Raw genomic sequence first — 14,330 nt, 5'->3', positions numbered from 1 at the left:
TCCGAGAACAACGAGAGCGCCATCCCAGCGAACGGGGAACGATCGGGTTGCGGACCCGACAGACGACCACCTCCGGACCGGGCATCTTCCAGATCGAGTGGTATCGGGTCCACGCGAAACGACGCACGGTCTATCTCAAGCGCGGCAAAGGTCAGGATGGCCGGATCAGCCAGCAATACCCGATGAGCAATTTCGGTCGCCTCACGGGCTGGGAGAAAGACCTCATTCACGTCTACGAACCGCAATTCGCACGGCTGCGGACGATTCAATCGCACATCAGTCACATTCGGATGCGTTTCAGGCTGATCGACGAGGAATTCGACCGCAACCGTCATGCGACAGGACACGGCGAATCATCCGACACACCGGACAAGTGGACGTGACGTCGGTCGCGGATGGCGGGAACCGATACGACTTCAGCCTTAAACCATTCCCGATGTCTTCACGTCGGGTTGCAACATCAATCGAGCCAACACGGAAAGCCCTCTGTCGAACCGCTGTCCGCTTGATAAAACCAGCGCCTTCATCAACGCCTTTCGGGGCCATTCTGAGGTCATTGGCGAGCCATGGATGACAACGTCTTGCGAAAGCGCATCGCCTTCGGCGCACGGCGAGCGGCGCGTTTTGGAATGCAAGACGGGCAATCTGCTCGCGCCCAATCTTGCGCCGACCGGCAAGCGGTTATTTTCCAGTCGCTCATGAACGATCTTTTCATTGTCCCGCCTTGCCGACCGGGGCCATTCAATCGCTTTCGGAGTGGTCGTTGCACGGACTAAAACCGATGGTTCAGGTGTTGCGGCGGGGTTTACGTGGCGCGGGATGTCCATTGCCAGGGACGTTCGCTGGCGAGCGTCCTTGCCTCGTGGCGATCGATGTTGGGCATTCGCCCGACTCGCCGGGCGCGATCAGTGCGAGCGGCGTGCCGGAGTTCGCGTTCAATCGCGCGCTGTCTCATGCGCTGGTGGAAGCGTTGGCGTCGAAGCCGGATTTCAAGCCGGTCTTGCTGACGCTGAGTGCGAATCGCGGGCAAACGCCATTGACGCCCCGCGCGCGCGCCGAACAGGCCAATGCGCTGGGTGCGGATCTGCTGATCTCCGTGCATCACGACAGCGTCCAGCCGCGTGATCTCACCGAGGTTCACAAACACGGGAAAACCTTTCGGTATTCGCGGTATGCCCAGGGGTATTCGCTGTTCGTCAGCCGGGATCAGTCGTGTGGCGAGGACGGGGGTCTGCGTCTGGCCCTGCCGGTGGGTGACGCCCTGCAAACACGCGGGTATCGAGCGACGGGGCATCACGCCGAGGACATCGATGGCGAGCAGCGTCCCTGTCTCGATCCGGTGCGAGGGATTGATGCCTTCGACCATTTGGATGTACTGCGTCACGCGCGGATGCCCGCGCTTCTGATCGAAGCGGGCGTCATTGCGCATCCCGAAGAAGAAGCGGAACTGGCGAAGGCGTCCGCGCAACGGCGCATGGCCGGCGCGCTGGCGGCGGGTCTGGTCGCGTGGCGGCAGGAGGCAGAGGGTTGAATCGGGAACTCCCGCCGCTCACGCCAACGCAACGTCGCGACCTTCAGGAGGCCGTCGACGAGCGCGCGGCCATCCTGGAATTTGACGCGGGTCAGTCGAGGTTGCAGGCCGAGATGCAGGCCAGGAATGCGCTGCGCGTCTACCGGTATCGCGTCACGGACCGTCCTACCGAGTGGTTGACGTTGATCGCGCCGGGGTGCGACTTGGACGAGGCCCGGCAAACGCTGATCCAGCGGTTCGGGGCCGAGCGCGTCATCGAGGTGGTGCCGCAACCGCTCGCGCGTCGGAAGGTGTTGACGTGATCGTCATCGGCGATGCCACGCTCTACCAGGGCGATTGTCTGGACGCGCTCAAGATCCTGCCGGATTGCTCGGTCGATGCGGTGGTGACAGATCCGCCCTATGCGCTGTCGTTCATGGGCCACGCATGGGACAAGGGATTGCCGGATCCGGCGATCTGGATCGAATGCCTGCGCGTCCTGAAGCCGGGCGGGCACTTGCTCGCGTTCGGCGGGACGCGCACTCATCACCGCCTGTGGTGCGCGATCGAGGATGCCGGGTTTGAGCTTCGCGATACCGTGGGCTGGCTCTACGCGCAGGGATTTCCGAAATCGTTGGACGTGTCGAAGGCGATCGACAAGTCGGCTGGAGCCGAACGGGACGTCATCGGCCCGAATCGTTTTGCCGCTGTCAACGACAAAGCGAATGTCAACGCCTTTGGATCGGCATCCAGACCGGATGCCACCGCTCCATCCAGCGACGCCGCTCGCCAATGGGACGGCTGGGGCAGCGCCTTAAAACCCGCCTTCGAGCCGATTGCGCTCGCGCGCAAACCGCTTTCCGAGAAAACCATCGCCGCGAACGTGCTCACGCATGGGTGCGGGGGGTTGAATATCGATGGGTCGAGGATTCCGAGCGGCGAAGATTACCGGAAGTTGCGGGTTGTTCAGGGAGGCAATCATCGTCATGACGTTGGCCTAACTCAAAAGACAAGGCACGCCGAGTTTGTTCCGTCATCAGGCCGCTTCCCCGCCAACCTCATACACGACGGGTCGGATGACGTGGTGGCGCTGTTTCCGGTGACGAAAAGCGGCAGCCTCCAGCCGCACCACCAGCGCGCCACCAGCAAAACAAAGCATGCGTTTGGTGCTCGCGCCGCGCCGCCAGAATCAACCGATGGCGATCAAGGCTCCGCCGCTCGCTTCTTCTACTGCGCCAAGGCGAGTCGGTCGGATCGTGGGGAAGGCAACGGACATCCCACGGTCAAGCCACAAGCCTTGATGGCCTATCTCTGCCGCCTCGTCACCCCGCCCGGCGGCCTCGTCCTCGATCCCTTCATGGGATCAGGCACCACCGGCGTCGCCGCGCTGCGCCAAGGTTTTCGCTTTATTGGCATCGAACGCGAACCGGCCTACGTGACGATCGCCACGACGCGCCTCGCCGACGCGCAACGTCAAGGGGCGCATTTTGGGCAGGATCCGCAAGACCCTGACAGCGATGCGACCTGGAGCCAGTTAGACCTGCCGTTGGCGGCGTCCTTTTCCGCGACCTCCGAAGTGCCGACGTCATGAGCGCATTTCCTGTCCGCCACACGAGCGTCCCGCGCGCGACCGATCCTGAGCCGATCGGCACGGGCTACCGAATCGCGTTCGACCGCCCTCCGGGAAGCGACCTGGATTGGTTGCCGCCGGACGCCTTCGGACGCCTCTATCCCGGTCTTGAACAGGCCATTGCCGTTGCCAGACAGATCGACGCGCTTGGCGATGGGATTGGCGGCGACACCGTGCGCGTGATCCATGCCGACAGCGGACGGATCCTGTGGCATTCGATTCCGTTAGACGCCTTGGCTGGCGACCCCCCCGTGGAGGATGCCCATGTTTGAACCCGAACCATCGCTGTCACCCCTGGACAGGGAGACGCCGTTGAGTCGCGCGGCGTCTGCCGAACGCGCCTTGGCGACCCTTCCCGCACCGGACCGCCAGGCACTTGCCCAGGCGCGCGACTTGGAACCGATCGCGGCATCCGAGTTGGCGCGATTGCGCGCGAAAGCGGCGCTCGACGTGCAGATTCAGGTGTGGAAACCGACGCCGGGCGATTGCCTGGAAGGGCGCATCGTCGGCAGTCGTCAGTCGCAGGGGCCGTTTGGCGATCAGCCGCAAATGCTCGTCCAGACGCCGATCAACGACGTCATCGCGGCGTGGCTCACGCCCTGGCTAAAAGCCCAACTTCACACGCAACACGCCGCGCTGGGGGATTTGCTGAGTCTGACCTTTGACGGCAAGGACACCAGCAAGACCGGCAAAGCGTTCAATCGGATGACGCTGACCGTCCTCAAAACCAATCTGTCTGGAGCGAATCGAGACGCATGCCAACGCTGATTCCGAATACCCACCCGAATCTTGTCCTGCTTACGGCGCATCGAAACGACGCCGGCATCTGGGAAGAAGAGTACCCGATTGTCGCGTGGTCGATCGCGTGGCAAAAGGATCCCCCGCGCGGGGACTGGACTCCGGCGCGTCCGATCTCGATCGAGACGTTGCCGCGTTTCTTCGCGGTGTTCGATCGCGCGACCAGCATGGGCTGGACCCTCGAAGCGCAAGCCTGTCTGAACTGGGAACGTTTTTTTACCACGCGCGACAGCGTCGTGGCCGACCTGCTGATGCGCCAGGAAGCCTGAGTCGTCACGATGCCCAACTGCCTGCTGATCGTCGAATCGCCCGCGAAAGCGGCCACCATCGAACATGACCTGCGCGCGCGCCCTACCGAAGAATGCTGGACGGTGCGCGCGACGGGCGGGCGCCTGTGCGATCTGCCCAAGGAGCGTTTGGGCATGGTCCAGGAGGACGGTCGCTTCGTTGCCGACTGGACGGTCTCGCCGACGGGCCAGGCGCGGATCAACGAACTGGTCGCGCTGGCCAAGCAGGCGGACACCGTGTTTCTGGGCGCGGATCCGGATCGCGAAGGCGAGACGATGGCTGCCGATGTGGTGCGCTATGCCGGGTTGACCGATGACCGGCGGATCGTCTTTCGCGAGATCGCGCCGGCGGCGATTTTTGCCGCCATCGACGAACAGCGCGGCGGCGTGACGGCGGCGCGGGTGGAGGCGCAGATTGCCCGACGGCTGGTGGATCGCGCGATCGGTGATCCGCTCAGTCAGGTGCTGGCCTGGGATTTCAAGCGTCAGGGCCGCCCGGCGTGACCGCGCAGGATCGGTCGGGTGATTGCGCCGGCGCTGGCGCTACTCGTGGAAGCCGAGCGGAACATTGACGCCTTCGTGCCGCAGACGCACTGGCGCGTGGCGCTGGCCTTGGCGCGGCAAATCGCCGAGCGCCAGGGGGTCGCGCTGCCGGCGACGGCGCAGACCAGCGCGCAAGCGCTTTCCCAGTTCATCGACGCGCACGATCCGCGCGAGGCGCTGGGGAAATGCCCGGCGTGCGGACGGGCCACGCTCTCGGGCGGCGCGGTCGTGTTCGACTGCCGCGCGCCGGGTTGCGATTTTCGGCTGTGGCGCGCGACCGTGGAGCGGTTCATCGCGCAATTCCAACTCTCGGTGGAGGCCACGGCGCGGGTGCGCGATCTCGCCAAGCGCAAGAAGACCCTCTACAGCGGCTTGGCGAGCCAACCGCGTCTGGCGCGCTTCGACGCCGATTTAGGCTTGCGCGAATCGCGTGTGCGCCAAGGTACCTGGGACGTGGCCATCGTGGGCTTCCCCAACGGCAAGTCGGCCTTCTGATCGCTTCATCTGGACAGGAAAGACCGCATGCGACACCCCAGCAAGCGGCGCTGGCAACAGTGCGGCATGGGACTGATGGGCCTCCTGGTCACGATCAACCTGATCGCGTTTTTCATGACGCTGCTGCTGAAACTGGGGCCGGTCGATGTCCAGTTCTGGACCGTGCGCTCGATCCTGCGCGACGTGGCCGCGTCGCCCGAGATCCATCCGACCGATCCGCACGAACTCAGCGAGTCGCTCGTCAAGCGGCTAAACGTCAACGGCATCGCCGGGATCGGTGCCAAGCATTTCAAGATCGAAAAACAGGACAAGGCGACCGATCGGATCGCTTTCGCGAACGAGCGGCGCGTCCATCTGTTTGACAACCTCGATGCCGTGGCGAGATTCGATCATCAGGTCATGGTGAAAACCCACTAAATTGGAGCGTTTATGTGATGCTAAACAACCGCTTGTTCGACACTGATCAGGAGCGGCTAAAGCGCGCCGAGCGGTTGCTGCCGACCTGGTTCGTGCCGCGAATGATGACCGACGTGTGGGCCTTCAGCGTGTTGCTGCACGACAGCACGCTGATCTGTATCGAACAGATCCGCGATGTTCGCCTGGGAGCTGATGGAGTCTATCTCGACGTGATTCTGATGGACGCGCCGCCTCCGCAAGCACCCAGCCGATTTCGCTGGTTGTGGGCACCGACCACGCGCACCCGCGCCTCGCTGGCGAATCGCGCTGTGATGGCGGCCTTCGAGTTGGCGGACCGCTGATGCGAAAAAAGCCGAACCGAGAATCCATACAAACGGCCTTGCGCACGCATGGCCAGACCCGCCGCGCGGCCTTTGACGCCGCCTGCGCGCTCGCGGCCCTGGGGCAGCCGATCCATCTGCGCGCGCTGATCGAGCGGGTGAAGCCGCACAGCGATCCGGTCGCCATCCAGCACGGTCTCAACGATTGGCTGGACGCCAATGCGCATCGCGGACCGTGCGGACCGGCACCGACCGGAGAGGCTTCGTGGGTGTCGCCTGGCGAACCGACAGACCCCGCCATCCAGGCCGACGCACTGCTCCAGGATGCCGACACCCGCCTGTGGGTTCTCCGATTCCAACGTCGGCGGTTACAAAACCATCGACAGCAGATGGGCATTCGCCATCCGTCCGAGTCGGATTGCCAGCCTTGGTTGGCGCCATTGCAGGAGACCTTGCAGGAGTCGCTTCAGCGCGAAATCGCGCTCATCGAAGGACTGGAAGCGGTGTTGACGGGATTGAAAGACGGACTGGCGCAGGATCTTCGGCGACATCAGGCGATGTCTCGAACGGTCCATGACCGCACCGATCCAGCGCCCGATCGCCTCGGGGAGCCGCGCCAAAACTGCGCGGACCGAACGAATCGTTAAGCGATCAGGTTGTGCGAAATCGCGAGGTTCAGCGTGCGGACCATGGAACTCAACAGACCGGCATCGGCGGCCACGGAGAGCACCAGGAGCATGCCCATCGAAACGAGATTTTGCGTGTTCACGATCGTCATCACGGCATTTCCCGATCGCTTGTCTTGATGCGACAAGCGTCGCAGAACGCAACCGTGAAAAACGTGATGCCTCCGACAGATCCCCTGTCGACGTGCCGGTCGACGCTCCCTTTTGCCAACGAGGTCACGCGCCGCGCGATGCCCAATCCAGCTCCACCGTTCATCCAGCGTCGCGCGCATCTGCGCCGACCGCTTCAAACCCTGACCAAGCTCGTGTTTTCAGGCACCGAGACGCCGCTCATCGCACTCCATCGTGACCTGTCCTGGGGCGGTGCGAGCCTGATCGTGCCGGGCGCCTTGCCGCCGGAGGCCAAGACGTTCCAACTCGAATTGCCCTGGAAACCGGATCGCCCCGTGCTGGCGAATGCCCGGCTGTTACGCGCGACGGTCCTGGAGGATGGGCGCACGCAGATCGCCGTGCGGTTCTCTCAACTCACGCTCGAACACCACGCGCGACTGGTGTCGCTGCTGGAGCCGTCGCACCCCGAGGACGAGGCGGCCCCGCCGCTCGCATCGGCGTTAGAGTTCGCCGTCAACGAACCGGCGCAGAGGCACCGCCTGCTGGCGGAGATCGCGACGGGGCGCCTCACGCTGACCGTGTTTCACGCCTATGCGGTCGATCAAAGCATCCGTTTTTCGCTGACCGGGATGACGCCTGACGACGGCGAGGGCTTGCGGGCGCGGATCGTCGAGGTCCAGCCCGTTCAGATGGCAGACGACGATTGGATCACGTTATACCGTATCACCCTGCGCTTCGAGCATCCGCTCGCGTCGCTCAAACAGTCTGTCGAGCGGCAGCTTGACCAGCCAATCCACCTGCCGGCCTTCGCCACGACACCTTTTCCGCTCGCGTCGGCGCCCGGCGTCAACCACGAAGGCTCGCCGGCATGAGCGCCCCGCCGATCGATGACGACCGCTTGGCGTTGTGCCTCCCGGACAGCGCCCCGGCAGAACGCCCGACGCCGCCGGAGCATAACCGCCGCGCTCAACGCCGGCTCGCGATCCAGACCCGCGCGCGGATCGTCCTCCCCGACTGCGAGGGTTCCCTGGTGGCGTTCGGTCGCGACATTTCCTGGGGCGGCATCCGGCTGTGCTTACCGAGCGCGTTGCCCGGCTCGACGGATCGCTTCCAACTGCGGCTGCCGTGGTTGCCCGGTCGCGCGCTAAACGCGGCGAGCCAATGTCTGCGGGTCCAGACGACGAGCGCCGGGAGCCAGGAGGTCGCGGCCCGGTTCGTGAGTCTATCGCTGCGCGATCAAGAACGCCTGGAGCGCCTGTTGACACTGCTGGGACGCCGCGAGTCAGACGGGACGACGCCGCTGGCGCGACACCTCGACGTCGTCGTTTCCGACCTGGCGGCGCTGGATCAGGCGCTCCAGGAGATTGCCACGGGCTATTACACGCTCCATTCGGCAGAGGCCAGCGCGCTGCAACAAGGGGTGCGTTTTTCGCTCGTGTCCCCCGATTTGCCTGACATTCGCCTGCGGGCGCGGGTCATCGATGTCAGTACGCCGACGCACAGCGTCCCGAGCAAGGCACCCGCGAACGCGGTCTACACCATGATCTTGCGCTTCGAGCATCCGCAACCGCTGCTGCGCCGCTTCGTCGACACGCAGCTGGAAAAGCTGCTGTGCGCGCAGTTAGCGGGAACCGCGGACCGGCATCGGAACGTCGCCCCGAGGTTTTCGCACGTCGCCAAACCGATGGACAAACACCGTGCGGAAAAGGGCTGGCTGGAGCGCGAATTTCCCGATCTTCTCGACCGGATCGTGGCCTGTTGGGGCGATGTTCCGGCCTTTCGACGCTTGTTTCGGGAACTGATCCTGGGCGATGTCGGTCAACCGGGCGGCTGGTCGGAAGCGGTGTGGGCGGACTTGACGTGGTTGCAGGAGATTCATGGGCGCGTGTTTGCGTCTTGAGGGTTGGGTGCCGTCGGAATCCTCGTCAGGTTTTAATCGTAATGTGAAATTCCACGCCCTTTGGGCGTGGTCAGAGTCCAACGGCTCTGCCAGTTAGACAAATTGGCTTCGGTTGAGCCTATCAGGCGCTAGGCCCTGTTCCGTTAGAGCGAATCGCTTCTCACGCCCGTCACGGCGATAGGCGCTCCGGCACTTGAAGCCAACTCGATCCGTTTGGATCTTGGTAACCGCTAGACAGCACCTTGCGGCAGCCAATTAACCCCCTTGGGGGGTTAATCCAATTCCACCCGCTCTGCGGGTGGATTCTTTAATCCCTAAAGGGCAGGGAAGATATCAATTTAGGCGGAAAAAACGTTGTAGATTTTGTCTGTCCGACCAAGGCCAGAAGACCCGACAGCGCAAGAATTTACCCAAATTCGCCGGTCATTTTGCAGCATTCTGATATGCCCACGCCTCAAATGCTGTCTTGGACTGTTTCTGTCGCAGTGCTTGCATCCTGTCCGCTCTGCCGATCTTGGAACCTCGATGGAGAGCATCCTTGTTTCATAGATCGGGAGCTTTCCATTTTTGGCGCGTTTCGCGTTTGCCTTCTTGTTCTCTGGCTGGATTGTTTTTATTGACACGTTCAAGCACGTCAACTCGCATAGCTCAAGCACTGCGCGCACTTCCGGTCAGTCGCTTGCGTACAAGTGTGGGGGCATACTGCGTTCCCCCGTCCTCATCGACATCGCTCAACATGAGTCACTTGTGGAGATAGTTATCTCGCCAATCACCGCTGGACGGCATGATCAGTTTCGGCTGTGGAATGGATTCAACAATCTTTCCGACCTCCAGAAAACTCAATCCGTATGCCACGGTCAAGCGATCAAAATCTTCTCGGCGAAGTCCTGGCGCCTTGAGCTTCTCGGGAAGTTCGATACGGCGTGGGATTGCGCTGAGCCAGGTGCAATTAGGATCCGACCGCAAGTAATCGCACAACCGGCGATAGAACGGCATGCGTGTTCCGCCACCACAGTAGAACGCCGAAATCCCCCCCAGATCCTGCTGACCCAGTAAGCCCTTTTTCCAGGTCTGCCAGTAGGTGTTTCTCTGAACCTGTTCGCGCACCTGTCCGAAGAAAAGAGCATCCGGCGTTTGCCGGTGGTCGGCAAAATCGACCCTGACACCCTCGAAATAGCGGGCGTAGCAATCGGGGATCCCGGTCTCTTGATCCGTCTGAAATTTCAGTCGATCCAGCGAGGACAACAAATCCTCGCCGCTTGCATTTCTCTGCAATGCTTTTCGCCACCAATGGATGCGATGGCGGTGCAGGTTCATGACCCCGTAAGGCTCCACGACCGACGTGAAAAACTCGAAATCCCAACGCCCGCCGCGTGCGGGTTTGACATGGAATAAAGACGAGTCCACCGACCCAGCCCCGACATCGACCATCAGATAGATGTTGCGAGCCTGGGGGTCGAAACGGTTTGAATTGACGAATCCATAAATCTGCGCAGCGATTTCTGGCAGTACCTCGACTTCGATATCCTCATCCTCGATCAGCGGACCTGGCGCGCTCCTCGTCAACTCTTCGCCGCGCAGGCTCGCGGAATCGACGAGTGCGCTCGTGATCTCCCCCTGCGCATTCGCCACCAACCAGGCCGTCTGGCCGATTTTCATGAAAACCCGCGAGAGTTCACGATCAAAATGATGCGCAACCGGCAGCCCAATCTTGAGCCTCCAGCGAATGCGCGTGTTGCGGTATTTATCCAGGTGTTCCCGAAACAACCAGTCACGGGCATGCCGGATGACAAAGGCGAGAAAGGCGATGACAGGTTCCTGGAGAGTCGGGTTTGTCGGCTCCGCGACCAAGGAGAGCTTCAGATCCCGATAATCTCGCCGTCCTTTCCGCATCGAATATATTTTTTTCGATGCGTACAGACGACAGGGAAGAAGATAACGCTCAATTCCAATCCCCGCACTGAAAGGAACCGCGAATGCCACGCCCAACGCGGAGTCACCGATCACAACCTTCACGCTGGAGGTTCCGAAATCCAGACCCAGCACGATCTCGCGTTCGTCGCTCCATGTCACTCCGTGGCATTGGGTTGTATGACCCTGCCGGGAATCGGCATCAAGCAAACTGGTCTTCTTCGGCGGGTCAATATCAAACGCGATTCCTGCTTTAGCCATCACTTCTACACGGTAGTCGTCGGCCGTCAGTTTGGGTGCGGCGGGAGCGGGAGTCTTTAACTTGTGAGGCTGAAGTAACGGGGGGTCGGGCAGTTCCGGTGGCTTGGTCGTTTGCTGGAGCAGTGATCGGCTGCAATTGCCGCCATGATTCGGTTTGCTCGGCTGCCGCAGTTGCTGAGGGTGTTGCGTGTTTGATTTGGCGGCGGATGCTGGCTGCCGCTTGGCGGGTTTAACACCCGAGGTCTTCGTCGTCGTCGGTACCTCCTGCCCATTTTTGTCATATGCCTTGCGCATTGCGTCCTTCATTGACTCGGCCATGTTCCTCTCTCCATTGAGCGTTAATTCAGATCACCCGTATAACCCCACCAGAAACCATACTGTCGTGCGCCGTGGTGCTTTCCTTGAGGCGCAATTCCTTGATCTTCGATTCGATTTTTTGTTGCAACTTGTTCAGTTGCCCTTTCAAGGCCGGAATGATGCGTTGCTGTCGAACGGTTCCGAACCGCTGATAATGATCGATACGCTCGTTTAGTGTCCTTCGCTGTTGATCGAGATGATGCTGTAATGTATTCACCATCAGATTGATGCGATCCCGGTTTTCGCGCGACTGTGCGTCATGAAAGGCGCGAAAGCGGTCTTCCAGTTCGGCGCGACAAGCGTCCAGCGCGTCGGCGGCTTGGGCGTGATCGAGACTGGTCATGGCTCCCAGCCAATCCTGCCCCTCGATGGCGGCGCTATTGACGAAAAACTCAGCCTGCTCGCCATCGATCCGCGTGGCATCATCGAGCCGTTGCACCAGATAGTCGAGACGCTCGATCTCACGCGCACCCGAGACAGTCCACCGTGCAATCGCATAGACATACACTCCAGCCTTGCGATCTCCGACCACATTCCCCAGCAATTCCACCGCCGACACCGGACAATACAGCGGACCATGACCGGCAAGCCTCAGACGCTCGGCCACGAATCGCACCAAGGGATGATCTTGGGTGATGCGCTCCATGCCATGCGCGGCTCGGCCAAAACGGTTTTCAAACATCAGACGCGGCGCTGGGCTGGACAGGATGCGGGTGGCTCCTGGCAGACGATGGGCGTTCAGAAAATCGCCAAAAGCAACTCGCCCCGCCGTCGAGAGTTCGAGCATCCGCTCCAGCGGATTTTCGTCCGTGGCGAGCAGGCGTGTCCCCGGATAGTCCCGCTCCAGGAAATCACGCACGTAGGCCAGCAGATCCTCGCCTCGGATATAGCGTCCAAGCTCGCGCGCGGCGCGCACCTTGTTCTGGATGAAATCGCCATGCGCGATGAGCTGCGTGGCTTCCTCTTCGAGTTGGTTTTGGAGCCGGTTGACGGTTTCGATCGCCAGTCGCGCCTGGTCAATCTGTTCGATTTCCTCTTCCGGCGTGAGTTTGTGCGATAACAGCTCATAGGTCAGTGTGCGAATCGTGTCGCCCAGCATCGCCTCCAGGCTCCCGAGTGCCTGGCGGAAGATATCCAGGCGTTGCAGCAGGCGGTCATGGATCCGCTCGTCCACCGTCTCCGCATAGATAAAGTTCCAGATCAGGATCTTCGGCGCGGCCTGGCCGATCCGGTCGATACGACCGATGCGCTGCTCGATGCGGGCCGGATTCCAGGGCAGGTCGTAGTTGATCAACAGGCTGGAAAACTGAAGGTCCACACCTTCCGCAGCCACTTCTGACGACAGCAAAAGATTCGGCCCGTCGCGCGACTCAAAGTGGCGCAATGCCGCCTGTTTATCCATGCCGCCATGCAGGACCACCGACGCGATGCCATCGGCTTCGAGGCGTCTGGCGAGATAATGCAGGGTGTTGCGATAGAAGGAAAAGAGGACGATTTTCTGGTCGGGATAGTTGCGCCAATAGCGGATCAGGTTCGCGATCAGCTCGGCATATTTGCTGTCGTCCGCCTGGAGTGCCCGATGATCGCCGACCCGGCGCGCAATGCCGACCAGCGTGATCAACAGTGGCCCCAGATTGGGGCGCTTGGTGGGGGCGTCGGCATCGCCGAACGACTCGAACAGCATCTCCTCAAGCTCATCATCATCCCAATGGCTCGCCCGCTCGATCCAGCCTTGGCACGCCGCCGCCAGACAGCTCGACATCTGCCGTTGAGGAATGGTCAGCATGAACCCTTCGGACACGGCGAATTGGGCGCAAAAATCACGCACCGCCTCGGTTACCTGGAGGTAGAACTGGCGTTCGGCTGGGTTCATCTCCACCCGAATAGTCTTCGGCAGGCGCTGCACGCGCATCTCCTGCACATCGCGCTTCAAGGTGCGGGTCACCACCTTCGCCAGCGGATTGATTCGGTCGAGCTGATCGGCGATCTCCGAGCGACCGCGTGGCGATATCAGTTCGTCATCGCTCGGCGGGTGCTGGATGAGATAGTTGATCTGCTCGTTGTCGCCGAAGATCCGACTGCCGATCGCAACCTGCAAGGCCGCCACGAAATCCGTCCGGGTCACCTCGCCATTCAGGATCCGATCACGCAGGGCGACCAGCGGGGCGTTGGCGCGCAGGGTTTGCTCGAAGGAGGTTTCATAGGGGAAGGCGTCTTCATCGAGCAGATGCAACAAATTGAAGAGATCCCGGCTGCGCAATTGAATCGGGGTGGCCGACAGCATCACCAGGCTTTGCGCGACCGGTCGCAGCAGGCGAGCCAGGCGGTGCGTCAGGGTTCCGGCATTGCGCAGATAATGGGCCTCGTCCACGATCACCAGGTCGAGCAGGGATTCATCCAGCACCGCTTCCGCGAGAAAGCGGGCCAGTTTTGCCGCGGATGCCTGGGAAGGTTCCTCGTCGTCGTTCCAGCGCCGTGGAGGACGCGCGCCCTGTAGGCTGGCAATGAGTGCGAACGATTGCTGCGGCCGCGCCTTCACCGATTCCAGACGATCAAGCAACGTCTGCGCATCGACGATCTCGGCCTGGACCCCGAAACGATCGATCAATTCAGCCTGCCATTTTTCCCGCAGCATCGCCGGACAGATCACCAACAGACGCCGGGCGTCGATGCGCGCGCGCAGCTCCGTCCAGATCAGACCGGCTTCAATCGTCTTGCCGAGACCCACCTCATCGGCAATCAGGATGCCGTTGCAGGGCGACTCCAGGAATTGCAGCACCGGCTTGAACTGATAGGCGAGGAACTGCGTGTTGGTGGTGTTCAGGCTATAGATTAGGTTGGCCAGCCGTCCGCTCAGCCGATAATAGGTGATCGCGCCGCGCAGGTCGGCGGCCCGCCCATAGCGACCGGCCTTCATCATGGCGTAAGCGCCAGTCGGTTCTTTCTCCACCGTCTCCAGCGCGCCCTGGAGGACGAATTGTTCGTCGCCATCGAGGAAATGGACGAGTAACCGCAGGCGATGCGGCGGGCCGTCGGTGTCGTTGCCGAGAATGCCGACTCGACCGGGATTGGCCTTCAGTCTGACTTTTGCGCCGGGTTGCATG

The 14,330-nt window shown here is 61.7% G+C and carries 18 protein-coding genes; 14 read left to right on the top strand and 4 right to left on the bottom strand.

The window, feature by feature from the left end; translation table 11 throughout:
- Window positions 1–383: conjugative transfer protein MobI(A/C) (gene mobI, locus CCR95_RS17370; RefSeq protein WP_276570281.1), on the top strand; the 383-nt coding region annotated here is incomplete at its 5' end.
- A gap of 39 nt (window positions 384–422) precedes the next feature.
- Here mobI and CCR95_RS17365 read toward each other — a convergent pair.
- A complete protein-coding gene (locus CCR95_RS17365) occupies window positions 423–827 on the bottom strand; it encodes a hypothetical protein (RefSeq protein ID WP_201096633.1) in 405 nt (134 codons plus the stop codon).
- 35 nt (window positions 828–862) lie between these two features.
- Between CCR95_RS17365 and CCR95_RS17360 the strand changes: the two genes are divergently transcribed.
- From CCR95_RS17360 to CCR95_RS17310, 11 genes are all read left to right on the top strand, one after another.
- A complete protein-coding gene (locus CCR95_RS17360; RefSeq protein WP_201096631.1) occupies window positions 863–1,531 on the top strand; it encodes an N-acetylmuramoyl-L-alanine amidase in 669 nt (222 codons plus the stop codon).
- Window positions 1,528–1,833, top strand: a complete 306-nt coding sequence (locus tag CCR95_RS17355) for a hypothetical protein (RefSeq protein ID WP_201096629.1) — start codon at window positions 1,528–1,530, stop codon at window positions 1,831–1,833. Before CCR95_RS17360 ends, CCR95_RS17355 begins: the two co-directional genes overlap by 4 nt.
- 83 nt (window positions 1,834–1,916) lie before the next feature.
- Window positions 1,917–3,101, top strand: coding sequence for a DNA-methyltransferase (locus tag CCR95_RS17350; RefSeq protein WP_201096626.1), 1,185 nt, complete (start codon window positions 1,917–1,919; stop codon window positions 3,099–3,101).
- Window positions 3,098–3,412, top strand: coding sequence for a hypothetical protein (locus CCR95_RS17345; RefSeq protein ID WP_201096624.1), 315 nt, complete (start codon window positions 3,098–3,100; stop codon window positions 3,410–3,412). The genes CCR95_RS17350 and CCR95_RS17345 overlap by 4 nt, the downstream gene beginning before the upstream one ends.
- On the top strand, window positions 3,405–3,908 hold the full coding sequence (locus CCR95_RS17340) for a hypothetical protein (protein WP_242523313.1): 504 nt from the start codon (window positions 3,405–3,407) through the stop codon (window positions 3,906–3,908). Before CCR95_RS17345 ends, CCR95_RS17340 begins: the two co-directional genes overlap by 8 nt.
- Window positions 3,896–4,207: a hypothetical protein gene (locus CCR95_RS17335; protein WP_201096622.1), complete on the top strand. Its 312-nt coding sequence runs from the start codon at window positions 3,896–3,898 to the stop codon at window positions 4,205–4,207. The genes CCR95_RS17340 and CCR95_RS17335 overlap by 13 nt, the downstream gene beginning before the upstream one ends.
- 9 nt (window positions 4,208–4,216) lie before the next feature.
- Entirely contained in the window at window positions 4,217–4,729 is a 513-nt protein-coding gene (locus CCR95_RS17330) for a toprim domain-containing protein (protein WP_201096620.1), read from the top strand.
- An 18-nt stretch (window positions 4,730–4,747) separates the two neighbouring features.
- Window positions 4,748–5,263 carry a hypothetical protein gene (locus CCR95_RS17325; protein WP_201096618.1) on the top strand — a complete coding sequence of 172 codons (516 nt, stop codon included), beginning with the start codon at window positions 4,748–4,750 and terminating at the stop codon, window positions 5,261–5,263.
- A 27-nt stretch (window positions 5,264–5,290) separates the two neighbouring features.
- Window positions 5,291–5,680: a DUF4845 domain-containing protein gene (locus tag CCR95_RS17320; protein WP_201096616.1), complete on the top strand. Its 390-nt coding sequence runs from the start codon at window positions 5,291–5,293 to the stop codon at window positions 5,678–5,680.
- A gap of 17 nt (window positions 5,681–5,697) precedes the next feature.
- Entirely contained in the window at window positions 5,698–6,021 is a 324-nt protein-coding gene (locus CCR95_RS17315) for a hypothetical protein (protein WP_201096615.1), read from the top strand.
- Entirely contained in the window at window positions 6,021–6,647 is a 627-nt protein-coding gene (locus tag CCR95_RS17310; protein WP_201096613.1) for a hypothetical protein, read from the top strand. The genes CCR95_RS17315 and CCR95_RS17310 overlap by 1 nt, the downstream gene beginning before the upstream one ends.
- Here CCR95_RS17310 and CCR95_RS25940 read toward each other — a convergent pair.
- A complete protein-coding gene (locus CCR95_RS25940; RefSeq protein ID WP_276570280.1) occupies window positions 6,644–6,778 on the bottom strand; it encodes a hypothetical protein in 135 nt (44 codons plus the stop codon). The two genes, CCR95_RS17310 and CCR95_RS25940, sit on opposite strands and share 4 nt — an antisense overlap.
- 138 nt (window positions 6,779–6,916) lie before the next feature.
- Here CCR95_RS25940 and CCR95_RS17305 point away from each other — a divergent pair, with 138 nt between their 5' ends.
- Both CCR95_RS17305 and CCR95_RS17300 read left to right on the top strand, forming a co-directional pair.
- Window positions 6,917–7,669: a PilZ domain-containing protein gene (locus tag CCR95_RS17305; protein ID WP_201096611.1), complete on the top strand. Its 753-nt coding sequence runs from the start codon at window positions 6,917–6,919 to the stop codon at window positions 7,667–7,669.
- Complete coding sequence (locus tag CCR95_RS17300) at window positions 7,666–8,697, top strand: PilZ domain-containing protein (protein WP_201096609.1); 1,032 nt, start codon at window positions 7,666–7,668, stop codon at window positions 8,695–8,697. Before CCR95_RS17305 ends, CCR95_RS17300 begins: the two co-directional genes overlap by 4 nt.
- 741 nt (window positions 8,698–9,438) lie before the next feature.
- Here CCR95_RS17300 and CCR95_RS17295 read toward each other — a convergent pair.
- Window positions 9,439–11,187, bottom strand: a complete 1,749-nt coding sequence (locus CCR95_RS17295; RefSeq protein WP_201096607.1) for a hypothetical protein — start codon at window positions 11,185–11,187, stop codon at window positions 9,439–9,441.
- 25 nt (window positions 11,188–11,212) lie between these two features.
- Window positions 11,213–14,329 (bottom strand): SNF2-related protein, encoded by a 3,117-nt coding sequence (locus CCR95_RS17290; RefSeq protein ID WP_201096605.1) that lies wholly within the window; start codon window positions 14,327–14,329, stop codon window positions 11,213–11,215.
- Between the last annotated feature and the right edge of the window lies 1 nt (window position 14,330).

It is taken from the genome of Thiocystis minor (assembly GCF_016653465.1).
GTDB classification, from domain to species: Bacteria; Pseudomonadota; Gammaproteobacteria; order Chromatiales; family Chromatiaceae; genus Chromatium; species Chromatium minus.
The sequence above is the reverse complement of the archived record's forward strand: the minus strand, read 5'-3'. Positions and strand labels throughout refer to the sequence as shown.